The sequence below is a fragment of the Neolewinella agarilytica genome, from assembly GCF_900110645.1.
GTDB classification, from domain to species: Bacteria; Bacteroidota; Bacteroidia; order Chitinophagales; family Saprospiraceae; genus Neolewinella; species Neolewinella agarilytica.
Genome location: NZ_FOFB01000002.1, coordinates 273482 through 296588, shown reverse-complemented (window position 1 = coordinate 296588; position 23107 = coordinate 273482). Strand labels below are relative to the sequence as shown.

The 23107-nt window shown below is 51.4% G+C and carries 21 protein-coding genes; 6 read left to right on the top strand and 15 right to left on the bottom strand.

The window, feature by feature from the left end; all coding sequences use genetic code 11:
* The first annotated feature begins 267 nt into the window (after positions 1-267).
* A complete protein-coding gene (locus BM123_RS03440) occupies positions 268-1836 on the top strand; it encodes a TlpA family protein disulfide reductase (RefSeq protein ID WP_139211748.1) in 1569 nt (522 codons plus the stop codon).
* Positions 1837-2017: 181 nt separating this feature from the next.
* On the opposite strand, the gene BM123_RS03435 is transcribed toward BM123_RS03440, so the two are convergent.
* The gene (locus BM123_RS03435) at positions 2018-2791 is read right to left on the bottom strand and encodes a biotin--[acetyl-CoA-carboxylase] ligase (protein ID WP_175489231.1); all 774 of its coding nucleotides are present in this window, start codon (positions 2789-2791) and stop codon (positions 2018-2020) included.
* Positions 2792-2915: 124 nt separating this feature from the next.
* Here BM123_RS03435 and rsfS point away from each other — a divergent pair, with 124 nt between their 5' ends.
* From rsfS to argH, 5 genes are all read left to right on the top strand, one after another.
* Positions 2916-3308 (top strand): ribosome silencing factor, encoded by a 393-nt coding sequence (rsfS, locus tag BM123_RS03430; RefSeq protein ID WP_245748404.1) that lies wholly within the window; start codon positions 2916-2918, stop codon positions 3306-3308.
* Positions 3309-3382: 74 nt separating this feature from the next.
* Complete coding sequence (ftsH, locus tag BM123_RS03425; protein WP_090165417.1) at positions 3383-5380, top strand: ATP-dependent zinc metalloprotease FtsH; 1998 nt, start codon at positions 3383-3385, stop codon at positions 5378-5380.
* A 231-nt stretch (positions 5381-5611) separates the two neighbouring features.
* Positions 5612-6286: a nitroreductase family protein gene (locus BM123_RS03420; protein WP_090165416.1), complete on the top strand. Its 675-nt coding sequence runs from the start codon at positions 5612-5614 to the stop codon at positions 6284-6286.
* A 47-nt stretch (positions 6287-6333) separates the two neighbouring features.
* Positions 6334-6963 (top strand): Uma2 family endonuclease, encoded by a 630-nt coding sequence (locus BM123_RS03415; RefSeq protein WP_090165415.1) that lies wholly within the window; start codon positions 6334-6336, stop codon positions 6961-6963.
* Positions 6964-7005: 42 nt separating this feature from the next.
* Positions 7006-8346, top strand: coding sequence for an argininosuccinate lyase (gene argH, locus BM123_RS03410; protein ID WP_090165414.1), 1341 nt, complete (start codon positions 7006-7008; stop codon positions 8344-8346).
* Between the two features lie 123 nt (positions 8347-8469).
* On the opposite strand, the gene BM123_RS03405 is transcribed toward argH, so the two are convergent.
* The 14 genes from BM123_RS03405 to BM123_RS03340 form a co-directional block, all read right to left on the bottom strand.
* Entirely contained in the window at positions 8470-8808 is a 339-nt protein-coding gene (locus BM123_RS03405; protein ID WP_090165413.1) for a hypothetical protein, read from the bottom strand.
* A 33-nt stretch (positions 8809-8841) separates the two neighbouring features.
* A complete protein-coding gene (locus BM123_RS03400) occupies positions 8842-9171 on the bottom strand; it encodes a hypothetical protein (RefSeq protein WP_090165412.1) in 330 nt (109 codons plus the stop codon).
* Positions 9172-9554: 383 nt separating this feature from the next.
* The gene (locus tag BM123_RS03395) at positions 9555-10562 is read right to left on the bottom strand and encodes an NADP-dependent oxidoreductase (RefSeq protein ID WP_090165411.1); all 1008 of its coding nucleotides are present in this window, start codon (positions 10560-10562) and stop codon (positions 9555-9557) included.
* A 400-nt stretch (positions 10563-10962) separates the two neighbouring features.
* Positions 10963-13206 (bottom strand): polyribonucleotide nucleotidyltransferase, encoded by a 2244-nt coding sequence (pnp, locus tag BM123_RS03385; RefSeq protein WP_090165409.1) that lies wholly within the window; start codon positions 13204-13206, stop codon positions 10963-10965.
* 330 nt (positions 13207-13536) lie between these two features.
* Entirely contained in the window at positions 13537-13989 is a 453-nt protein-coding gene (locus BM123_RS03380) for a DinB family protein (protein ID WP_090165408.1), read from the bottom strand.
* A gap of 14 nt (positions 13990-14003) precedes the next feature.
* Positions 14004-14882 carry a glutamate racemase gene (gene murI, locus BM123_RS03375; RefSeq protein WP_090165407.1) on the bottom strand — a complete coding sequence of 293 codons (879 nt, stop codon included), beginning with the start codon at positions 14880-14882 and terminating at the stop codon, positions 14004-14006.
* 69 nt (positions 14883-14951) lie between these two features.
* Positions 14952-15458, bottom strand: a complete 507-nt coding sequence (locus BM123_RS03370) for an OmpH family outer membrane protein (protein WP_090165406.1) — start codon at positions 15456-15458, stop codon at positions 14952-14954.
* 143 nt (positions 15459-15601) lie between these two features.
* The gene (locus BM123_RS03365) at positions 15602-16120 is read right to left on the bottom strand and encodes an OmpH family outer membrane protein (protein ID WP_090165405.1); all 519 of its coding nucleotides are present in this window, start codon (positions 16118-16120) and stop codon (positions 15602-15604) included.
* Positions 16121-16443: 323 nt separating this feature from the next.
* Positions 16444-17148 carry a hypothetical protein gene (locus BM123_RS03360; RefSeq protein WP_090165404.1) on the bottom strand — a complete coding sequence of 235 codons (705 nt, stop codon included), beginning with the start codon at positions 17146-17148 and terminating at the stop codon, positions 16444-16446.
* A 589-nt stretch (positions 17149-17737) separates the two neighbouring features.
* Positions 17738-20092: a ribonuclease R gene (rnr, locus tag BM123_RS03355; protein WP_090165437.1), complete on the bottom strand. Its 2355-nt coding sequence runs from the start codon at positions 20090-20092 to the stop codon at positions 17738-17740.
* Positions 20093-20333: 241 nt separating this feature from the next.
* Positions 20334-21071, bottom strand: a complete 738-nt coding sequence (locus tag BM123_RS03350; protein WP_090165403.1) for a hypothetical protein — start codon at positions 21069-21071, stop codon at positions 20334-20336.
* Entirely contained in the window at positions 21040-21912 is an 873-nt protein-coding gene (locus BM123_RS03345) for an ATP-binding cassette domain-containing protein (protein ID WP_090165402.1), read from the bottom strand. The genes BM123_RS03350 and BM123_RS03345 overlap by 32 nt, the downstream gene beginning before the upstream one ends.
* Positions 21913-22016: 104 nt before the next feature.
* Positions 22017-22310 (bottom strand): hypothetical protein, encoded by a 294-nt coding sequence (locus BM123_RS24855; RefSeq protein WP_406603236.1) that lies wholly within the window; start codon positions 22308-22310, stop codon positions 22017-22019.
* Between the two features lie 106 nt (positions 22311-22416).
* Positions 22417-22677, bottom strand: coding sequence for a hypothetical protein (locus BM123_RS03340; RefSeq protein ID WP_139211746.1), 261 nt, complete (start codon positions 22675-22677; stop codon positions 22417-22419).
* Between the last annotated feature and the right edge of the window lie 430 nt (positions 22678-23107).

The window sequence follows — 23107 nt, the reverse complement described above, 5'->3', positions numbered from 1 at the left end:
GGCGTTGGAGGCAATATTGATTTTGAGGGGACGCCAGCTTGGAGGGCTTCGTAATACAGCACCGGGTGCGCTTTGCGTCTGCCTTCGGCGGTCAGCCGGACGCAGGGAGCCACGGTCGTTAGCCGAAGAGTTTAGGGATGGTCGTAACTGAACAGGAGGGCGACGGTGCGCAGGTGCAAGGGAAGGTTAAGGAGCAATTGACCTTTATCCCTTATATTTGAAATATACCCTTATAACTTTTCCTTATTAAACTAAACACCTTCCAAGATGCGTTTCCTCTACCTTTTAGTCTGCATACTCTTGTATGTGGGTAATTCTTTTGCCCAAACATCAACGACTATGCCTTCGCCCCACCATCCGGAGTTTAATGATTATTATCTTAATCCGGAGAACCGGGCGACCATTACCGGAAAGGTTTTAAACCTGCCGGATAGTGTTGATAGGGAAAAGTTAATTGGTTATGCTGCAGTAGCTATGAGTAGCGAGGACCAGGAGCAACTTACCGCCTCAGTGGCTAAAGACGGCACTTTCTACATTGAGTTACCCCAATCTGTACCGCTGCAGGAGGTGTGGTTTTGGATGGGAAAGCAATTTTACTCGGCGCTCAACGTCCGCTCAACGGTTCACGTGGAAATGGACTACGCCGCACTAGCGGCAGATGATGGTGCCCAGTGGACGCATCCGGCGGTCGTCTTTTCCGGCCCTGACGCAGAACTCTGTATGACCAGGGGAAAGCAAATCGCCACTGAAAACACCTCTGGAATTGACTTCATATCCATAATGATGGACCGGAAGTCTTCTACGCTGCAAAAATTATCAAAGCTTGATTCCATTCATACTCTCCTGATAGCCTTGGACGATGAAGTTCTGGAAGGCCGAAGCCAGGAGACAAGTGCAATTGTGCGCAACGAAAGGATGACAGAGTATTTATCCCAAATGAGCGTACTCTATTGGAATGAGCCCATGCCAGACGATCTGCTGCAAAAATACCTTTCTCACTCGCCGCTAGCGGTTAGTAACCGGAGCCGAGACTTCTACAGTCATTTTACCATGAGTCAGCTCATGGAATCCCGTAGAGCAGTAGCAAAAGAACTTGACATCACAAATATGGAGGCTTTCAACCATCCACTTTCAATAGAAAAATTTCTCGTCAAGATTGACAACGACTACTCCCCCACCAGAGCCGATCTGATGAAAATTTACCCGGAAGCGAAAGACCCCATCCTCCATACGTCCATGCTAAAAACTACGCTGGCTACCATGACTGTGCCATGGTCTAAGGCCAGCGTAGCCAGAAGATTGGCGGCTCTTCAGGCAGAAGTGGACCAATTGGCCAAAAGTTTGTCTGGCAAGGTTACCATCATCGACAAAAAGGAATTGGGAAAAGCCTTGGGTCATCTTGAATTCGAAGCCGATCTCTACAAATCCAACGCCACTTCAGGCCAGGAACTACTAGACCAGGTCCGGGGAGGCTTCCCAGGTAAGGCCATCTATCTCGACTTATGGGCCGTGTGGTGTGCCCCTTGTATCCAACAGCTCCCCTTCAGCAAAAAGGCACATGAAGCAGCCGGGGACCTTCCCATTGAGTTCGTCTACCTCTGTACGGAAAGTGGTGGTAACGAAGAGCAGTGGCAGAACCTGATCGCCGGCCATCAGGTACCAGGTACACATTTGTTCGTGCCGGAAGCTCCACACAACGAACTATTGAAATTGCTGCTGGGGCGGGGTTATCCGACCTACGTCCTAATCAAGCCAGATGGGACGGTGGTACATGATGTGCCCCGGCCATCGGAGCTGGACCGGGAGAAGTTGGAGAGATTGTTGGAAGGAGAGTGAGGTAGTCTGGTGGTTCGGTAGTCTGGTAGGCTGCCGTGCGTTGGAGGCGTTGGAGGCGTTGGAGGCGTTGGAGGCAATATTGTTTTTGAGGGGACGCCAGCTTGAAGAGCTTCGTAATGCAGCACCGGGTGCGCTTTGCGTCTGCCTTCGGCGGTCAGCCGGACGCCATTGATTCGTCAGTTCACCGCAAAAACCCAATCTCCCGCAAAGAGAATAATTGCTCTCGCCCGTCCGACATTTCCAGGCGGAGCTGGCCGGTGGGGGCAACACCACGGATGATGGCGGTGAAGTGCTCTCCCGTCTCCGTGTTTCGGTAAGGTGCCGGGATGTTTTTCAGGTAAAGAGATTGGTGGTAGGCCTGGTCCAGCTCCGGGAGGCGGGCCGGGCTGGTGAGTTCATAGGCTTTGCTGAAGGCGGAGAAAAGCTGGTTAGCGACGGTCTCCCGGTCGAAGTCCGTGCCCGCCAGCAGGCGAAGGGAAGTGGCCGTTGTCTTCAGCTCCTGCGGGAAGTTCTTTTCGTTGACGTTGAGACCGATGCCGAAGACCGACCAGGAGATTTGGCTCCCGCGTAGTCCGTTCTGTACAAGGATACCGGCTATCTTTTGCTTGCCGACGTAGACATCGTTGGGCCATTTGAGCCTGACCTCCGCCGCTCGCTCCGGTAAAAAGTGGCGGACGGTGTCGGCCACCGCCAGCCCCGTCAGCTGCGTAAGGGCGAATAAACGGTCGACGGGCAAATGGTTGGGATAGGCAACAATACTGATGGTCAGGTTAGCAGCCGGGGTGGCGTGCCAGCGGTTACTACCCTGCCCCCGGCCCTTACTTTGCTCCTCCGTCCAGTACACGGCACCTGCGTCCGCGCCCTTCCCTGCGTTAATATTCAGGATAGCTGTTTCGTTAGTGCTTGCCAAAGTGTCATACCAACGGGCAACTTTAGGAAAAAGCTTAGTGTTCATAAGGGAGTAATGTCGGCTTAATGTATTGATTTGTCGATAATTTCTATTCTCGCTAACCATATCGGCCCTAAGGCCGTTCTATTTAGGAACGGTTTTTGCTACCTTTAATAGTTAAAGTATAAATTTGAGTACCTCCACGACTTCGGCTCCGGCCAAAATTTCTGCTGACGTTCAAGAACGTCTGGCACTTATTCTGGACAGCATCCGGGATATCAAAGGAAAAAACATCCTGCAAATCGATCTGCGCAAGCTAGACGATCGGCCGGCGGATTTCTTCTTCATCTGTGAAGGAGAGTCCACGACCCAAGTCTCTTCTATCGCCGGCCGGATACAGCAACGGATGAAGCAGGAACTAAGCGAATTCCCCAAAACAGCTACCGGCGCACGCCATGCCAATTGGATTTGTCTGGACTATTTCGACATCGTCGTTCACATCTTCCACCCCGAAACACGGAAGTTTTACGAGCTGGAAGATCTGTGGAGTGACGGTATTATCACTGAATACGAAACGCTTTAGAGTACAATTTTTAGCTCCATTTTCCCCACAAGTAAGCCAACGAATTGGCTGATTGTACGTTAGCCTTTAGAAGTATGAGTACAAATAATCAAGATAATCAACCCGAGGGCAGCGGCCCCAAGTTCCAGAGCTACTGGCTGTATGCCATAATGTCTCTTGTCCTGCTGGCGCTGGTCGTCTCCAGCCTGGGTACCGGCACGAGTAACGAGATCGACAAATCCCGTCTCTATCAGATGCTACAGGATAAGGGTGCCATCACCCGGATTGACCTCGTCAATGGTCGATCAGCGGAAATTTACATCAGCGAAGACAAGAAAGGTGAAGGTGGCCCTTATCAGGATGCCGCAGAGAAGGGCCTTAGTGGTTCCCGCTATGATTACCGCCTGGAAGTGGCCGACGCAAATGTTTTCAACAGCTTCCTGAAGGATGCACAGGACAATCTGGACATTCCTTTTGAAGACCGCGTGCCCGTCAACTCCGTAACCCGCCACAACTATCTGGGAGATGCCCTGCAGTGGCTCCTGCCATTGGCGGTGATTGCCATCATCTGGATCGTGCTGATGCGCCGCATGAGCGGTGGTGCTGGCGGCCCTGGCGGTCAGATTTTCAACATTGGCAAGTCGAAGGCCACGCTTTTTGATCAAAACAGCAAGGTGAACATTACTTTCGCCGATGTTGCCGGGCTCGACGAAGCCAAGGAAGAAGTGATGGAAGTAGTTGACTTCCTCAAGAACCCAAAGAAATACACCGCCCTGGGTGGTAAAATCCCAAAGGGAGTTCTCCTCGTAGGCCCTCCCGGAACGGGTAAAACCCTGTTGGCAAAAGCGGTTGCCGGTGAAGCAGGCGTTCCTTTCTTTACGATGTCAGGTTCTGACTTTGTGGAGATGTTCGTCGGTGTCGGTGCAAGCCGGGTCCGGGACCTCTTCAAGCAAGCCAGGGAAAAAGCCCCCTGTATCATCTTCATTGATGAGATTGACGCCATTGGTCGCGCCCGTGGCCGCGGTGGCATGCAGGGAGGTAATGATGAACGGGAAAACACGCTCAACCAGCTGCTGGTGGAAATGGATGGTTTCAGCACGGACAAAGGCGTGATCCTGATGGCCGCCACGAACCGCCCGGACGTTCTCGACAGTGCACTCCTGCGCCCGGGGCGTTTTGACCGCCAGATCGGTATTGACCGCCCTGACCTGAAGGGTCGGGAAGCCATCTTCAAGGTTCACCTCAAGACCATTAAAACGGATGGTGTGACGGTAGACCCCTTCACCCTGGCGGAGATGACGCCTGGTTTCGCTGGTGCAGAAATTGCTAACATCTGTAACGAAGCCGCCCTGATTGCCGCCCGCCGGAACCAGGACAGTGTAACGCTGGCTGACTTCAACTACGCCCTCGATAAAGTGATCGGTGGCCTGGAGAAGAAGAACAAGCTCATCAACCCCGATGAGAAGGAGATCATTGCCTACCACGAAGCCGGTCACGCCATCTGTGGTTGGTTCCTGGAGCACGCCAGCCCGCTCGTTAAAGTAACGATCGTGCCGCGCGGCGTAGCCGCGCTGGGGTATGCACAGTACCTGCCGAAGGAGCAGTACATCACCCGTACCGAGCAAATGCTGGATATGATGTGTATGACCTTCGGTGGCCGTGCGGCTGAGCAGGTATTCTTCGGAAAGATCAGTACCGGTGCCCAAAACGACCTCGACAAGGTGACCAAACAGGCCTACGACATGATTACGGTGTACGGTATGGACGAAGAGGTCGGCCAGGTAAGTTTCTACGCCATGGGCCGGGATGCTTATCAGCGCCCTTATTCGGATGAGACCTCGACCCTGATCGATAACCGGGTACGGAAAATGCTCGATGGCCAGTATCAACGCGCTCAGGATTTGCTCATCGAGAAGAAGGCAGAAGTGGAGCTGCTGGCGAAGGAGTTGCTCGACAAAGAGGTGCTCAGCAGTAAGGACCTTGTTCGACTCATCGGCCCCCGCCCTTCGGATGCGGACAAGATGCCACCGGTAGAAATGCCCGGTGTGATTGACAACTCTGCCTCCCCGAACGGAAGCGGACCGATCGCTTAAAAAATAACAGACCTTGTGTCTTCATCACCGGCCGTCAGGAACCATCCTGACGGCCGTTTTTTTTATGCCCGAATACGCGATGGGTTCCCTCGCTGGCTTTACCAGCTCGATCAGCCATCGCTACTGATAGACGCCCTTCCAGGGCTCTCAGGTTCAGGGAGTCCCGGAGGTCTTTAGCGTATCTGCTACTACACGGCCTTCCAATTCCCCGGCAACGAATACCTTTGCCATATGGCACACTCGAACGCTGGCTTCCAGCCCTTACAGTACACGGAATATACTCCGGAAGAAATGTTGAACCGGGCGCGTAGCTTTTACGCGCAGCACGAAAGCCGGCGGACGGTAAGAGAATTCAGCGACCGACCGGTAGACCGGGAAATCATCGAACTGATCATCAAAACGGCCTCTACCGCTCCGAGTGGTGCCAATAAGCAGCCCTGGAATTTCGGGGTGATCTCGAGCCCGGAGATTAAGGCCAAAATCCGCGAAGCAGCGGAGAAAGAAGAGTTTGAGAATTACCACGGCCGAATGTCAGAAGACTGGCTGGACGACCTGAAGAAGTTCGGAACGGATTGGCACAAGCCCTTCATCACCACGGCCCCTTACATCATCGTGGCTTTCAAAAAAGCCTATGATCTGAACGCTGCCGGAGAGAAAGAAAAAAACTACTACGTGACGGAATCTGCCGGACTGGCCTGCGGCATGCTGATCTCCGCCATCCACAACGCTGGTCTGGTGACGGTGACGCATACGCCCAGCCCGATGAACTTCCTGAGTGAGGTGCTGGGCCGCCCGGCCAATGAGCGGGCGTTTCTGTTGTTGCCCGTCGGTTATCCGGCGGAAGACGCGCAGGTGCCGGTGATTGAGCGGAAGGGGCTGGGGGCAGTTAGTAGTTGGTATGAGTAACTATACTAGATAAAAAAGCGTTATCTTCTCGTATAAAATACTCAATAATGACCGCCTCACAAGTGAAGAGCCTTGAAAAAACACAGGTATCGTTAGAGATACCCGTTACTGTTTTTCCTCTAGTCGTTACTCAAGAGGTTTCTAATGAAGTATTTGAATCCATATGCTTTACCAACCCTGAATTAGTCATTGAACGTGAGCCTAACGGCAAAATAATTATCATGTCCCCCGTATCATTTAGTAGCGGTGATCGAGAACTGGAAATTTCTGCAGACCTCAAGTTCTACGCAAGAAAACATGGTGGGAAAGCACTAAGTAGCAGTACGGGTTTTACCCTGCCAGATTCCTCCGTCAGGTCACCCGATGCCTGTTATGTGTCTGAAGAAAAGCTAGCGGGCTTTACGGAAGATGATTTTAAGCATTTTCTCGCCGTTGTCCCTGATTTTGTCGTAGAGATACTATCACCAACCGACAGTTTAAAAACCGCCGAAGCCAAGATGCGTGACAGCTGGATTGATAACGGTGTAAAACTAGCCTGGCTGATTGACGTGGACAATGATCGATTATGGATTTACCGCGCTGACCGCTCCGTTGAGCTCGTAACGCCCCTGGATCACGAAATAACTGGCGAAGACATACTCCCCGGATTTACGTTCGATTTACGTTTACTCTCTTAGTGAAAAATACCGACCTTTGGCGGCCAACTAATCTACCCCGCCATGCCCACCAAACTCTGGGAAAAAGACTACGACCTCGATCAGAAAATTGCTGACTTCACCGTTGGCAGAGACCGCGAGCTCGATCTGGAGCTGGCGCCCTTCGACGTGCTGGGCTCGCTGGCGCACGTGACGATGCTATCCGAAGTAGGGCTGTTGGATGCGGGCGCAGCACGCAGGTGCCAGGGGAAGTTAAAGGAGCTGTATACAACCGCCAGCGCCGGAGACTTCGTAATCGAAGACGGCGTGGAAGACGTCCACAGCCAGGTAGAACTGATGCTCACCCGCGATCTGGGGGACGATGGTAAGAAGATTCACTCCGGCCGCAGCCGCAACGATCAGGTCCTGGTAGATCTCCGCCTCTATTTCCGCCATCGGATTCAGGGCATTGCAGAGCGCACAGCGGAGCTGAGCCGGACGCTGACGGAACTTAGCGAAGAACATAAGGACAAGCTCATCCCCGGTTACACCCACCTGCAGGTCGCCATGGTATCGAGCTTTGGCCTGTGGTTCGGCGCTTACGCCGAAGCCCTGATCGATGATCTCCGGATGTGGCAGGGTGTTTACGACGTGGTGGATCAAAACCCCCTCGGCTCCGCCGCAGGTTACGGCTCCAGTTTCCCGCTGAACCGGGATCGAACGACGGAGTTGCTCGGCTTCCGGGCGCCGGTCGTTAATGTAGTGGCGGCCCAGATGGGCCGGGGTAAAACGGAGCAACTGATGGCCTTCGCCATTGCTGGCCTGGCCCAGACGGTGGGCCGCATGGCGATGGATGTTTGCCTCTACAGCAGCCAGAATTTCGGCTTCCTGCAGCTGCCACCGGAGCTTACTACGGGCTCCAGCATCATGCCCCACAAGAAGAACCCCGATGTATTTGAACTGCTCCGCGGACGCTGTAACCTGCTGCAGTCGCTGCCGGGGCAAATCTCTCAATTGACCACCAATCTCCCCTCTGGCTATCACCGCGACTTTCAACTCCTGAAGGAAGCCATCTTCCCGGCGCTGGATCAACTGGAGGACGGATTGGACATTGCTCTTTATGCGCTGCCCCGCACCCGCGTCCGCGCCCAGGAGCTCCCGACCGACCCGCGCTACACCTTGCTTTACACCGTCGAAGCCGTCAATAACCTCGTCCTGGAAGGCGTACCCTTCCGCGATGCCTACACCCAGGTAGGCCGGGATGTAGAAGCCGGCACCTTCGTGCCGCCCACCGAGCTAAAGCACACCCACCTGGGCAGCCTCGGCAACCTCGGTAGTGAGCGGATCAGCGGTAAGCTGGAAGAGGTCATGGGAGCCTTTGGTTTTGAGCGGGCGGAAGTGGCGTTGCGGGAGCTTGCCGGTTAGCCTGGTCAGCACGCGCTCCCGCGCATGTACGGACTCAGCGCGCTTGCACGTTGAGGACAATCTGTCTTTGGGCACGCACGGAGCGCCCATTCACGCCCAGAGCGGCGTGGAGGCCGAGGCTTACTAGAAGCCTGTTACCAATTTAGCGAACAATAGACCTACGACGAACCCAAGAATCGCCAGCAGAAGCCCGCGAATTATCGGCAGTTCTCTTCGCTTTAAGAACTGTCGGATAAAGTAGATGGTAACCATGATGATCGGCAAGGTAGACAGCGCAATGTTTATGTACATCATGGTAAAGAAGTCCACACCCTGAAACCAGCCCAGCCCCCAGTTAACCACTTGGTTATGGCTCCAGGAGCCAATGCCAACACACATCGTAAAATTGACGGAAAATGTAAAAAGGAAAGAAATTAGCGCGAGGGGCAGGTAGTAATAATGGGGTAACCTTGGGGACTGCATATTAGGTGTTAAGGTTCTTACAATGGAAAATGATTACCGCAAAAAACCAGCGATCAAGGAAGTAAGAATATTAACAGCCGTCAGAATAAAGATGGTCTCCCGCAAAGACAAGTCATTCCGACGATTAAACTGCTGTACAAAGTGGACTGCTGCGGTGGCGGCGGGCAGTATGGTGAGAAAGGTCTTGAGATAAATTACTTCGAGTGGATCTCCCGCAGCGCTTACCCCAAAAACTTCAGGACCACCATCACAAGCGCTCAGAAAAAATAGCAGACGTTCCAAGCGGGACCAAATGTAGAAGCCCAGGAGTACGGCAATGGGGAGATTATAGAAATAGGGAAGTCGGATGTCGGGGAAGTACATATTAATGTAGTCAGGTGTCTGGTAAAGTTACAGCATTTGAAGAAAATCAGTCTGCAAAGCAATCCGTTAGATGCAACCTAATAAATCTTATTTAAGACCTTCTCTGAATATGCGCACTTCATCCCGCTATACTGTTTAGTTTTCATTTTTCTTCTTTGTGTAACAACTAACAGTATTAATGCTCAGCTATCAGTAGCAGGCCTGAAACTACCTTATGGACAAAACACGGACACGGTAGGCTACCAGCACAATATTGCTTACGACAGCTCACGAACCTACGGTTGATCATTCTTCAAAAGCCAGGTCTGTATCCTGGGGAATTTCACTTCCGTTCGGACGGGGCTTAGCCCCGTCCGTTTCGAAGCTTCCTGGATAGCGCTAAATCACTCCTCAATCACCTTCAACACCAGCTTACCCTTCTTCTCCCCCGTAAACAGTCGTTGAAAAGTATCGTGAAAATTCTCGATGCCTTCATAGATATCTTCCCGGCTTTTGAGTTTACCTTCCATCATCCACATGCCCATTTGCTGAGCGGCTTCGCGATATTTGGGAGCGTAGTCCATCACGACCATACCCTGCATCGTAGCACGGTTAACAAGCAGCGAGAGATAGTTGCTGGGTCCTTTGACGTTCTCCTTGTTATTGTACTGGCTGATGGCGCCGCAAATAACGATGCGGGCGTGCATCCGCAGGCGGCCCAGCGCAGCATCGAGTATTTCTCCACCTACGTTGTCGAAGTAGACGTCGAGGCCCTTAGGGCAATGTTCTTTAATCCCTTCTGCCACATCACCGTTTTTGTAGTCGATGCAGGCGTCGAAGCCCAGTTCTTCCGTGACGTATTTACATTTGTCAGCGCCGCCGGCGATACCGACTACTTTGCAGCCTTTGATCTTTGCGATCTGGCCAACGACACTGCCCACCGCTCCGGCTGCGCCGGAGACGAGTACAACGTCCCCTTCCTTGATCTTCCCTACTTCAAGGATGCCGAAATAGGCCGTCATGCCGGGCATCCCGAGCGTACCGATGTACATCGGCATGGGGGCAAGATTCGTGTCTACCGGATAATATCCTTCACCATTAGTGATGGTATACTGCTGAACACCACCCCAGCCGGTAAGCACATCGCCCACTTTATACTTTGGGTGATTGCTCGCCTTAACGACGATGCCGACGGTGCCGGCGCGCATCACCTCTCCCAACTCTACGGGAGGGATGTAGGAACGGGCGTCGTTCATCCAACCCCGCATGGCGGGGTCGAGGGAGACGTAGTGGTTCTGGATGAGGACTTCGCCCTCTTTCAGTTCGCGGACTTCGGTGGTGGTCAAAGTCCAGGTATCCGCATCGGGCATACCGACGGGGCGCTTGGCGAGGATTTGTTGTTTGTTGGTCATGTTGGCAAGGTATGAAATGGCTTGCTAAAATCGTGGTCTTATATCTGCTTACCGCGGGTCGTCGGCGATGGTATCCCATTTAGAGCCGCCGATATCTTCGCCGCGGGCGGTGGCGAGCATGATATCTAGCGACGCATAGAGCCTGTTGCCAAGAAATTCGACTAACGGGACTAAGTTCTCCTTATCTGCGGCCTGCAGGCAGGCGTAGTAATCTAAGCGGTCATCTACGGGAACAATTGCAAGTGTTAAGATTACGCATGGTTTACCTGCGACACAACTTAACACCACAAGGTTTCCTCCCAGGTATACTTTCTCTCAAAAGAAAACCGCCTCCCCCATGAAGGGAGAGGCGGCTTTCTTTCGTACTACTGATAGTCGACAATCCGACGGTCAGGCTGTTTTAGTCCCGGCGCGGGCGATCACGACGGTCACGGCGTGGTCCGCGGTCACCACGATCGCGGCGTGGGCGATCCTTGGCGGCTTTGCGTTCCGCTTCGAGTTCTTCGTCCGTAGGGATGGTTCCGTCAGCGCGCGGCATAATGGCCTTACGGCTGAGGCGAAGCTTCCCGGTACGCTCGTCGATGTCGACGATCTTGAAGGTTACTTCGTCGCCTTCGCTGAAGACGTCTTCAACGTTGTCAATCCGGCTGTGGCTCATTTCTGAGACGTGGAGCAGACCGTCCTTACCACCTTCGAAGCCGACAAACACACCGTAAGGCATGATGGTCTTAACCGTTCCGGTGTAGACACCACCCACTTCAGGGGTGAAGGTGATCTTCTTGATGCGGGCTACCGCATCTTCGATGCTCGCCTTATCGCTGGAAGCGATCGAGATGTGGCCCTTACCATCGATTTCGTCGATGTTGATGTTCGTGCCGGTCATTTCCTGCAGCTCCTGAATGATCTTACCACCAGGTCCGATTACAGCACCGATGTAAGACTTCTCGATAATCAGCTTAACGATCCGCGGAGCGTGTGGCTTCAGATCTTCGCGTGGATCCTCCAGCGTTTTGGCCATTTCGCCAAGAATGTGAAGACGACCTTCGCGGGCCTGCTTCAGCGCCTGCTCAAGTTGCTCGTAAGGGAGGCCATCAATCTTGATGTCCATCTGACAAGCAGTAATACCTTCGGTGGTACCGGTCAGTTTGAAGTCCATGTCACCGAGTGCATCCTCGTCGCCAAGAATGTCGGACAGGATAGCAATCTTGCCATCTTCAGCAACCATACCCATGGCGATACCGGCAACGGCACGCTTGAGCTTTACACCACCGTCCATCAGCGCGAGGGAACCCGCACAAACGGTAGCCATGGAAGAGGAACCGTTAGACTCCATAATGTCTGACACCAAGCGAATCGTGTGCGTCATCTCGTCGGGTAGTACCTGACGGATAGAACGGTGTGCGAGGTTGGCGTGGCCTACTTCGCGACGGCCAGGACCGCGCATGGGCTTCGTCTCCCCTACGGAGTAAGCGGGGAAGTTGTAGTGCAGGATGAAATCGGCGTAGCTGTTTTCGTAAGCGATGTCTACCATCTGCTGGTCCGTCTTCGTTCCCAGGGTGAGGCTCGTCAATGACTGGGTCTCGCCACGGTTAAAGATGGCAGAACCGTGAGCAGACGGCAGGTAGTCCACCTCCGTCCAGATATCACGTACCTGATCGAACTTACGTCCGTCAAGACGTACACTTTCGTTAAGCATCAGACCACGGATGGTCTTCTTCTGAATTTTGTCGTAAGCAGCACTGAGCTGTTCTTTATGCTCGGCCTGCCATTCTTCGCCTTTCTCTTCGAGGACGGCGGCTTTGTAGTCCTCCTTTACCTTCTTGAAGGCATCTTTGCGCTGCTGCTTATTGAGGGCACCGCGGGCAACCGTTTCAACGGCTTCCTTTACCAGGCCTTCAACGTAGCTCATGATCTCTTCGTCCACTCCAGCAATTTCTACTTCACGGGGGGTGGGGTCCACCTTGGCGCGAAGTTCGAGCTGTGCTTTACACTGCGTCTTGATGGCTTCGTGTCCGACCTTGAGGGCTTCGATGATCGACTTTTCGTCTACCTCCTTACACTCGCCTTCTACCATCATGATGTTATCCGCATCGGCGGCAACGATGAGGTCCAGGTCAGCATCCTTGAGTGCAGAGCGATCGGGGTTGATCACGTACTCTCCGTCGATACGGCCTACGCGGCACTCCGAGATGGGGCCGGCAAAAGGAATGTCAGAAACCATCAGCGCAGCAGAAGCGGCCAGACCGGCCAGTGCGTCGGGCATCACCTCGGGGTCGAGAGAGATGAGGTTGATGATTACCTGAGTGTCGAACATGTAGCCCTTGGGGAAGAGCGGGCGGATGGCCCGGTCGACGATACGGCTGATGAGGATTTCGTAGTCGTTCAGGCGGGTCTCCCGGCGGAAGAAGTTACCAGGGATGCGGCCTGCAGCCGCGAACTTCTCCTGGTAGTCTACGCTAAGCGGAAAGAAGGACTGGCCATCCCGTACACTGTGAGAAGAGACAACCGAACAGAAAAGCATGGTTTTACCACACTTTACTACGACAGAACCGTCGGCCTGGGTGGCCAGTTTACCGGTTTCGATGGTGACTTCGCGCCCGTTTGGCAGATCGAAGCTCACCGTCATTGGGGTTTTATTACCCATGATTTATATAATGACTTGGTTAGATATTCAAGATGACAGCTTGGTTCGTTTGCAATCATTCTTTGCTTTCAAACGATCCATTCACTGCACCTGCGTCCGCGCCTCCGATCTAATACAGAGGAGGCAGCATCGCCCGGTGCAATGGAGATAAAACAGCCTTGGAATGGGAGGGAGAGGTTGCCACGAAGGGCAGTCGACACTAATGTGTCAGAGGAGGTTCTTCATCCCGCCGGTGGTCCGCTTTAAAGACCGGCGGCTGCCGCACATTTGCAGGCAAATTCTTGTAGTCATTTTATTTCGCTGCGAAGATAAGGAAAATAGTGGAGGAAGCTACTTGAGCAGGTTCCAAATGGCCAGCATCGTTCCCAGGTGCATTGCCTCGTGTAAATTATTAAAGGCCAGGGCGTCATCGATATTGCTCAGGGTAACGCCATAACTGGTCGTGTATTCCCGGAAGTTACTGAAGTCAAGGCTCTTCAAATCTGCCTCGAGCTGAGTCACCCCTGAGAGCAGGCGATCGGCGATGTAAGCCTGTTCTTCCGCAGAAACGGGCCCTTCAGGCTTACTTCCCTTACGGTAGCGATCAATGAATTCCTTTCCGGAAGGCGTCTTCAGGCCGGCCAGACCATAGGTGAGTAACTCCATCGTGGCCACGACGTGGCCGGCATTCCAGACGAGGTTATTGTTGAGCCCTTCGGGGATGAGGTTGCGGAGTTCCGAAGAGTGCGCAGCGTAGAGCTTGTGAATGTTTTTCCGGGTGGGGTGCAGCAGGTCGAATGCCATAATGATAAAAGCCTTTACAAGGATTGATTGGGCACCAGCAAACGCCGGTGATCGTTGAGCGAAGGTAGGCAAAGGAGCGCACGTTGCAAGGGCTGGCTGCTGCCGGTAGCAAAGAAATCGTGGGCGCGGACGCGGGTGCAGGGGAAGTTACCAGAAAGCAATGAGGGACTCGCCTCCACTTCCAAGTCATGCTCCTGAAGCAAGCGCCTGACTTGCCGGGCTGCGGCAGGAGCCGGGTCAATGATAGTAACCCCCGATCCACAAACCGCCTGAATGTCTTCCCTGATCATCGGGTAATGGGTGCAGCCCAGCACCAGGGTATCCAGCCCGTCTTCCAGCATGGGGTCCAGAATAGCGTGCAATTTTGCCGCTAACACCTGGCTACCGGAGCTTTCCTGCTCAATCAATGGCACCAGGCCAACGCAGGGGTTTTCGTAGATGGGCCGATCCGCCAGGTAGCGCTCTTTGAGCGCCAGGTAGCGGGGGCTGTTCAGCGTAGCCGCCGTGGCCAACACGCCTACGCGCCGGCCGGCTGCCGCCGGCTTCACGGCCGGCTCCAGGCCGACGAAAGGTATTTCCGGAAAGCGTTCCCGCAGGCTGTCGATGGCAATGCTCGTCGCCGTATTGCAGGCAACAACAATCATCTTCGCTCCGGTGGCGATAAGCCAGCGGGTAATCTCATGGCTGTAAGCCAGAATGGACTCGGCAGGCTGGGGGCCGTAGGGCGCCCGGGCATTGTCCGCTACGTAAAGTATAGATTCCCGGGGCAATAGCCCGGAAATAGCATTGGCGACCGAGAGGCCGCCAATGCCGGAGTCGAAGACTCCAATTGTGCAGGTTGCAGGTTGCAGGTTGCGGGTTGCAGGTTGCAGGTTGCGAGTTGCAGGTTGCATGTTGCAGGTTGTGAGATGCAGGTTGCAGGTTGTCAGGGTACAACCTGCAACTTGCCACCTGCAACTTGTTTAAAGCCCGAGCTTTGTTTTAACGTCAGCGCTTACGTCAGCCGTTTCTTCTCCGAAGAGAAGTACCTGCTGATCGAAGATGAACTGGTAACCTTTCTCCTTAGCGACAGCAGCGATGGCGTCGTTGACGGATTTGTAGATCGGCTCGAGGAGTTCAGCGCGCTTTTTCTGGAGGTCAGCCACCATCTGCTGCTCGAAAGCAGCGATTTCCTTCTGGCGGGTTTCCAGCTTAGTAGCTTCTTCCTGCTGGGCCTTTGGCGTCAGCTCACCAGCCTGAGCCTTCTCCTGAAGGGCGCGGTAATCGGTTTCAAAATTCTGGACCATAGCCTGGCCTTTTTTCTGGAGCTGCTTCTGCAGACCTTCGAGGTTAGACTCGGCAGCTTTCATAGCTGGAAGTTCAGCGAGAATTTCGGCGGAGTTTACGTAGCCGAACTTCTGAGCAGAGGCCGTAGCCGTTGCAGCGAAGACCAGCACGGCCATCATGGCAATTTGGAGGAACTTTTTCATTTTCGTTGATTGAGTAGTTGTCAATTTTTTTAGCGGGTGCAAAGATAGTTAAGGAAACGCACCCTTAAAAGACAATAGTAATGATGCCCTTGGTTGGGCGTTGATTGGGATTATTTACGGATTGGGCTGTTTCGTCAGCAGCCTTAGTTCTTGAGGGCACGGAGGATGTCGTCGGTCTTATCGTAAGTATCATTGCTGAAGATGATACCTGCAGCACCGGCGCGGTCAAAGATGAAGTCATAGCCGCGGGTGCTGGCGTAGCTTTCAATTGCTTCGTAAACGGCATCCTGGATGGGCTTAACGAGCTCCTGACGGCGCTCGAAGAGCGCGCCCTCGGGGCCGAAGCGCTGGCGTTGCATGTCGCGAACAGACTTCTCCTTAGCGATGATCTCTTCTTCGCGCTGTACACGCTGATCTTCGCTTAGCAGCACCTGCTCGGCCTGATACTTGTTATACATGCCTTTGATGGCGTCGTATTGCTGGTTGATTTCCTGCTGCCACTTGGCGGCCAGCTGGTCGAGTTGCTCCTGAGCATCCTGGTATTCCGTAATGCTACTCAGGATTTTTTCCATGTCTACGGAGGCAATTTTCTGAGCATCCAGTTGGGCACCAAAGCCAATGAAAGCAAGCAGGGCAACGATGAAGGGGGTACGTATGCGCATGATGTTGGTTCTTTATTTAGGGTTCAAAAGTAGTTCCGGTCCGGCGGACCTTTCATAAGTAAAGACGTATAGAACGGTACTTAGTTATACCTGTTACCGTTTTTTAAGACTTTAGCGTTAAGCGTAATTTGCTACAAATTAAGGACTTACACCCACTTAGCTGGGAATTTAGCCCCGGGTGTTTAACGTAAAATTAACGGCCCCCAATCCCGATTTTTTATGCAAAAAGCGATTTTAAGTCTCTCTTTTCGCTAAAAAAACCGGACCATCCCCTTACAGGATGGCCCGGCCATGCATTCATTTGGTCTTGCGGACGAGGTCAATTATTTCACTTTCAGCTCGAAATGAGCGGTAGGGTTCAGCGGACAGCTGTACTGGTAGTCACCGGCGGGCAGGTATACGATTCCGCTGCGGCTGGTCTCACCATTGCCCACCAGTTCTTTCAGGCCGGAAGAAGCTACCTGAGCGCCTTGAGCATCCTGCAGGTAAAAACCGAGATCTTTCTCCACCCCCAGGTTTTCTACCTCAAAGACGTAGAAACCAGGCGTCAGGGCCAGGCCGGTGGTGGTGTAGGTTCCTTCGGTTTGCTCGAGGTGGATCACGCGGGGGGTACCTACGTTTACGGCGTAGTGTGGTGTCGGGTTTAGCGGGCAGCTGTACTGGTAGCTTCCTTCGGTGAGGGTAACAACTCCCGTGCGGCTGGTTTCTCCCTTACCTACGAGTGCTTCGAGGCCGGAGTTAGCTACCTGCGCATCCGTTTTATCCTGGAGGTAGAAGCCAAGGTCCTTGGCTACGTCTCGGTTAGTAACTTCAAAGATGTAGTCACCGGGAGCGAGGTTGAGCTGGGTAGTTTCGTATACACCTTCGGTCTGGCTAAGTTGAATGACCGTAGGAGCGGCTTTCTTCGCCATCATGGCATCTTCTCCTTTAGCGGACATGGCGTCTTTGTGCGCCATTTGGGCGGAAGCGGAGAAAGAAAAAGTCAGCACGAGGGCGAAGAGGGAAAGAAGTTGAACGAAATTTTTCATTGTATTATAAGTTAGTGGCCAACGGCCGTTTTGATTTGATAATACAAAGATGGAGCCCGCAAAGGGCCGAAGGCTTACCCGTTCTTCCCGAGAGGTGATCAATTTTTCCTTTTGGGTTAAAAATCTGCTTTTACGGATTGGATTTGCTGACGGAGATGGGCGGGAGATGGAAGTAAACCGGACAACGTAATACTCCTTTTAACCCATTGAGACGATGATGGCGGCCAACGAAGATGAAGCCGTAGACCAGCTCCAAGAGAAAAGCTCGAAGATGTAGGGTAATCGCAAGCTCGGGTCACGCGAACGCTTGAAGATCCCGCAATACTGCGGGACGCTTCGAGGTCCGCTTTACCTTCACTCAAAAGAAAACATGGCTCATCCCGGAGTTTGGGCAGCCTTTTCTGTGTTTTCTCGGATGGAACCTGGTTCGGTCGGTATAAAAAAGCGATCAGCGGACAGCATTCAGAGCCGTTTTGCCTGAATGCTGTCCGCTGACCGCTAAAAATCCTATTATTTACCAGAAAACACCGTCATCTAATCCGAAAATGAGGGACGACTCATGTTCCCGCTTTTATCACTAAACGAAAGCTTACTTCCGCTTCCGTGGTGTACGCGACTTCCGCGGCTTCGCCGCGGGTGCCGAGGAGGTCTTCTTTGCTCCCCTACCCTTCTTTGCACCTGCGGCCGCGCCTGCTCCTGAAGACGAACGCCCGGAACGAGACCTGGACGAAGACTTATTACCACTTTTGCCGGAAGAGGTATCGTCTCCATGTATTTCCAGGACTTTCACCAGTGCCATATCAATCCGGCGGCGCTCCAGGTCCACATCCTCGATGCGTACCCGCAAGCGATCGCCCATCTTGAGTTTCTTACCGGACTTGCGGCCGGTGATGGAGAGCTTACCCGAACCAATATCGTAGGGCTCGTCCATATCCGCGTAGGTGATCATGCCTTCCACATAATTGTCGGTAAGCTCCACGAAGACGCCAAAGTCAGCCAGGCCGTTAATGACACCGTCAAACTCTTCACCAACGTTGTCCAGCATGAACTCCGTCTGCTTATACTTGATGGATTCCCGCTCTGCCGTCACGGCTTTGCGCTCCTGGGCACTGATGTGCTTACAGATTTCCTCCAGCTTCATGGGGTTCATCTTGTAAAGACTTCCCTTTTCGAGGTTAGCCGCCAGGATGCGGTGCACCATTACGTCAGCGTAGCGGCGGATCGGGCTGGTGAAGTGGGTATAATCTTCAAATCCCAGTCCGTAGTGACCGATGTTTTCCGTGGTATAGACGGCCTTGGCCATGGTACGAATGGCGATGGGCGCGAGCATCTTCACCATCGGGTCTTCTTCCTTCTTGGCCAGCAAAGCATTGTAGCTGTTGGCGATGCTCTGCGGCGTCCGCAGGTCCATCTTATAGCCAAGGGCTTCGGCGAAGAGGGCCAGCTCTTCGACCTTCTCCATGTTCGGCTCGTCGTGTACACGGAAGACGAAGGGAATTACGTCCTTCAGCCGTTCACTCTTCTTGTTCATAAAGGCCGCCACCTCGCGGTTCGCCAATAGCATGAAGTCTTCGATGAGCATGTTGGTATCAATCCGTTCCTTGATGTAGACGGAGAGTGGGGTGCCGTCTTCGTCCAGCTTGAAGCGCACTTCGTTGGAATTGAAATCAATGGAGCCAGCCTTGAAGCGCTTCTTACGCAGGTGCTTCGATATCTTGTCCAGCAGGAACAGTTCTTCCTTGAAATCTCCCTTGCCCGTGTCGAGCACTTCCTGGGCCTCTTCGTAGGTGAAGCGGCGGTCGGAGTGGGTCACCGTACGGCCGAACCAACGCTTGCGGATGGCGTACGTTTTCGGATCCATAGTGAAGACAGCACTGAAGGTCAGCTTGTCTTCGTGCGGCCGCAAGCTACAGAGCTCGTTGGAGATCCGCTCGGGGAGCATGGGGCAAACGCGGTCGACAAGGTAAACACTCGTGGTCCGTTCGGCGGCTTCCTTATCCAGCGCGCTACCGGGGCGAACGTAGTGGGAAACGTCGGCGATGTGTACACCGATTTCCAGCTGACCGTTTTCGAGTACTTGTAAGGACAGGGCGTCATCAAAGTCTTTGGCCGTCAGTGGGTCAATGGTAAAAGTCGTCACCTCCCGCATATCGCGGCGAATGTTGATCTCCTGGGGGCTGATCTTGCTCGGCAGGGCCTCGCTTTCGCGGATCACGTCTTCGGGGAAGGTGATCTGGAAGCCGTTGTTGATGAGAATGGACTGCATCTCGATTTCACTCGACCCTTCTTCGCCGAGTACGGCGGTGAGGGTGCCGGAGAGTTGCTTGAAGCGGTTGGGCTCCCAGCTATCGATGCGGACCACTACTTTCTCGTTGTTCTCCGCACCGAGGTTTTCGGCCCGGTGTACGGCGACGAGTAGCTTGGGTGCGCCGACCATGTCGACCTCCACTTCGGCGTACTTCGGGTACTCTTTATAGGTGCCGACGAAGTGGGTTACGCTGCGTTCGAGCACTTCGACGACTTCACCTTCGGGCTTGCGGCGGCGGGTAGGCGTCCAGTAACGGACTTTTACCTTATCGCCGTCCATGGCACCGGCCAGGCGGCGGCCGGGGACGAAGATATCTTCGCCGTCACCATCTACGACGATGTAGGCATCGCCGGAGCGCGTTTGGTCAACGCGGCCTTCGAGGTAATCAGAGGATGTTTTTTGTTGGTAATCGCGAGCAATCTGGAACTTGTAGTTGTCCGTGGCCTTAATCGTACCGGCTTTAGCCAGTTTTTCGAGGGCGGAGAGCACGCTGTCCTGGCTGTTTTTCACTTTCAGCTTGCGGATCAGTTGCTTGGGGTTGTATTGCTTGCGGTCGTTGAGTTTTAACTCTTTGAGGATGGCGCGTTCTAAATCGCGCGCCTTGAGCTTAGTGCCCTTAATCTTATTCTTAGACATGTAAATATTGGGTGTTGCGGCAGCCCGTTGCTGCCGGGCCATCAGAGTGATGGCGCTTGGTTTGGGTTATTTGGTACTTGAAGAGGTAAACGGATGGGGAGGGGGAAAAGTTTCTTTGAAGGGCACTTCGGCAAGTTCAACGGGGGCGCGCGGGCACAGGTGCAAGATAGGATTGGCATTCATAGCAAGCCGCCAGAAAGCCCAGAGGCACTCTGAGTTCTTGGCTAGATTGGCTAAAAAACTACAGATTCCGACTTCTCCTTAAATAGAGAAATGTAGTCAAAGGGATTAACCCTACTGAAAACAGCAATGAAAAAGTGACAACTTTCCAACTCTCCACATCATTAATCTGAACATACAATTGTAAGCTATATGGCAAAACAGCAATGTTCTTTTCCATTACTATAGGAATGCACAAAATCAATAAAAATAAAGATGTTATCAGATACCCTTTCGCACTACGAATGATTGAGAACATTAAAAACGAAAAAGAAGACAAAAGAACACCACTAAAAAAAGCCTGAAGGTATTTGTGACAAGTCCTGATAAGTTCATTTTCTAAAATATCGTTGTACTCGAAATTATTAATCTTAGTTAAAAAAAGTGCATTAAGCGCATAATTAATCAAAGCTATACCTAAGCAAATATAGATCAGCACCGACAGTTTTGCTAGGAAAACATGTGCCCATTTCAAGCGATAAGACGAGTAAAACATAGCTGACTCGGCATCCTCTTCAGGGCTTACAATGAACCACGTTGCTAGTATTATTGTAATCGGATACAGCAATCCGAACCACAAAGCCATGTTATTTGTGGAATACACCCGAATATTATCTTTGACATACTCATCAAAGTCATCAGGAATTGAGGCATATGAAAACAAGTGAATGACCAGCCCTGCGAACAAAATAGAAAGCAATATTTTTCCAGTCTCTACTTTTCGAAACTCAATCGGTAAGGTTCTTGTGAGCCAACTCATTTAATACAATTTGAATTATTGGACAAAAATTAGAGATATAAGACCATTGAAGGTTATAATCCGTCAATAGCTGATGTAACTGATGCCTACTTAATTTGTCAGAATTTACGACCAAACAATTTCGAAAAACTTTAATCGTTTCAGGCCCAAAATGAACAATCATATCTTCTTTAAGCGACTGCTCATCCATTTTGTCCAGAATCACATAGTATGCATTTTCATTAAATGCATAATATTCATCAAAGTTCAGACAAACTAGGTTTCCATTCTTCAAAAAAAATACATTCTTGGTTATCTCCTCTATAGCTAACAGCTGATGTGTAGATAAAATTACGGCTTTCTCTTTTCCTTTTCGGATAAGAACTTTTTTTAAGTTTCGTTTTGACTTATCATCCAAGTTAGCAAACGGCTCATCAAGTAATATTAGATTACTATTTGTCAAAAAAGCTCTTACAATTTTAACTAATTGTTTTTGCCCTGAAGAAAGCAATTTAACTTTAGTTTTCAAAAAACCCGCCCCCTCACATATATCAAGAAATGTTTCTTGTATTAAGTCATCTTCTACTCCGGCAATATTACAATGAAACAACAAGTTTTGCTCAACAGTTAGATTCTTGTAAAGGCCGAACTTGTCCGACAACATTCCAAAGCTAGTTGGCACCGATATTCGTCCCGAATTTAGCGTATAAATCTTAGCCAAAATACGCAACAATGTGCTTTTCCCTGCCCCATTATCTCCTAACAAACCATAAACACCAGGTTCACTTATACTAAGATTCACTTTATTCAAAACTTGTACGGACAAATCATACCGGAAGCTACCATCTTGAATTTCAACCATCTGACTATTTTTCCTCAAATACAAAATTTATGGGTTAATAAGATATTCCAAAGAAACATCTCATTAACCCACACAATCATGTTTCAAACATTGTTAACAAATAATTATTCAGGAATACATTTATCCGTAAGTCGCCGGTAGCAACCTCCAAAGCCCAAAAACCCACAACCTCTTGCTGTGGGCTCGCATCCCTTTTCTGATTCTATACAAGGATCTATGGTTTCGACCGCGTCACAGGACCAATTACAGTTACACGAAGGTTTTTCGTTTCCTTCATCACTATTATCCTTTGCTTGGAGATGAAAATAACCGATACCGTTCCGGATATCATGAGCATGACTTGCATAAGATCCGACCGTTGACTCAAGGTCGCTTCCGGAAACATCAAGTAAAGACATAAAGGCCAACTTATAAAAATTCTCTGAAGATACTAGTGCTAAATCATAGCCTATATCAAGAAGTGGTTGCTCTAAGTCCGAAAATTCTGCTTTGGAAGAAAGGAGCTTAATAGCGGAAAGAACCAATTGATCCTGCTTTCTCCGAAACTGCCAAGCTCCGAACTTGGTCTAACTTATCAATCCAAAATAGTTTTTGCGTTTCGCTATCAAGTTCGCTAAACCGAATTGATCGGTTAGAGAGTGTGGTTTTAGTGATGAAGTCATCACGATCAAGGTACAACATCGGCTTTTCTGTAGGCTCTGTAAGCTCTGCATTGTAGCAGCCGAATAAGGATGTAAGCATAAAAACAAAGATGAGATATCTCATATAAAGGGTTTTTTTGTTTGCGTCTTGAAAAAATATAACAATAAACTCAAACCAAGCTATCTTGCTAAATTTCAATACACAAGTGTTAAAGATGTTTATGTAAAGTTATGAATTTCCACTGAAAAAACCAGGTTACAAAATCACACTATTCAAGAAAATATCAAATTTAAAGTTAACTAATTTACTTCATATCTGACCTGAATTCGCTAGGTAGATAATAAAGCAATGATATACTCCCCTCGGTCACGAAAGGTGAAATTTTGGCGAGCTGATTTTTTTATCTGGCGAACCGGCGAGACGAAGGCATAGCCATAGTTACGGCAAGGCTCGGCGGTGAAGCCAGATAGAAAAAGCGGCCGCCAAAAATCACCTGGTGTGGCCGAGGGGAGTACAATACCAAATTATTTTCACTTACAGTGATCAATTACAA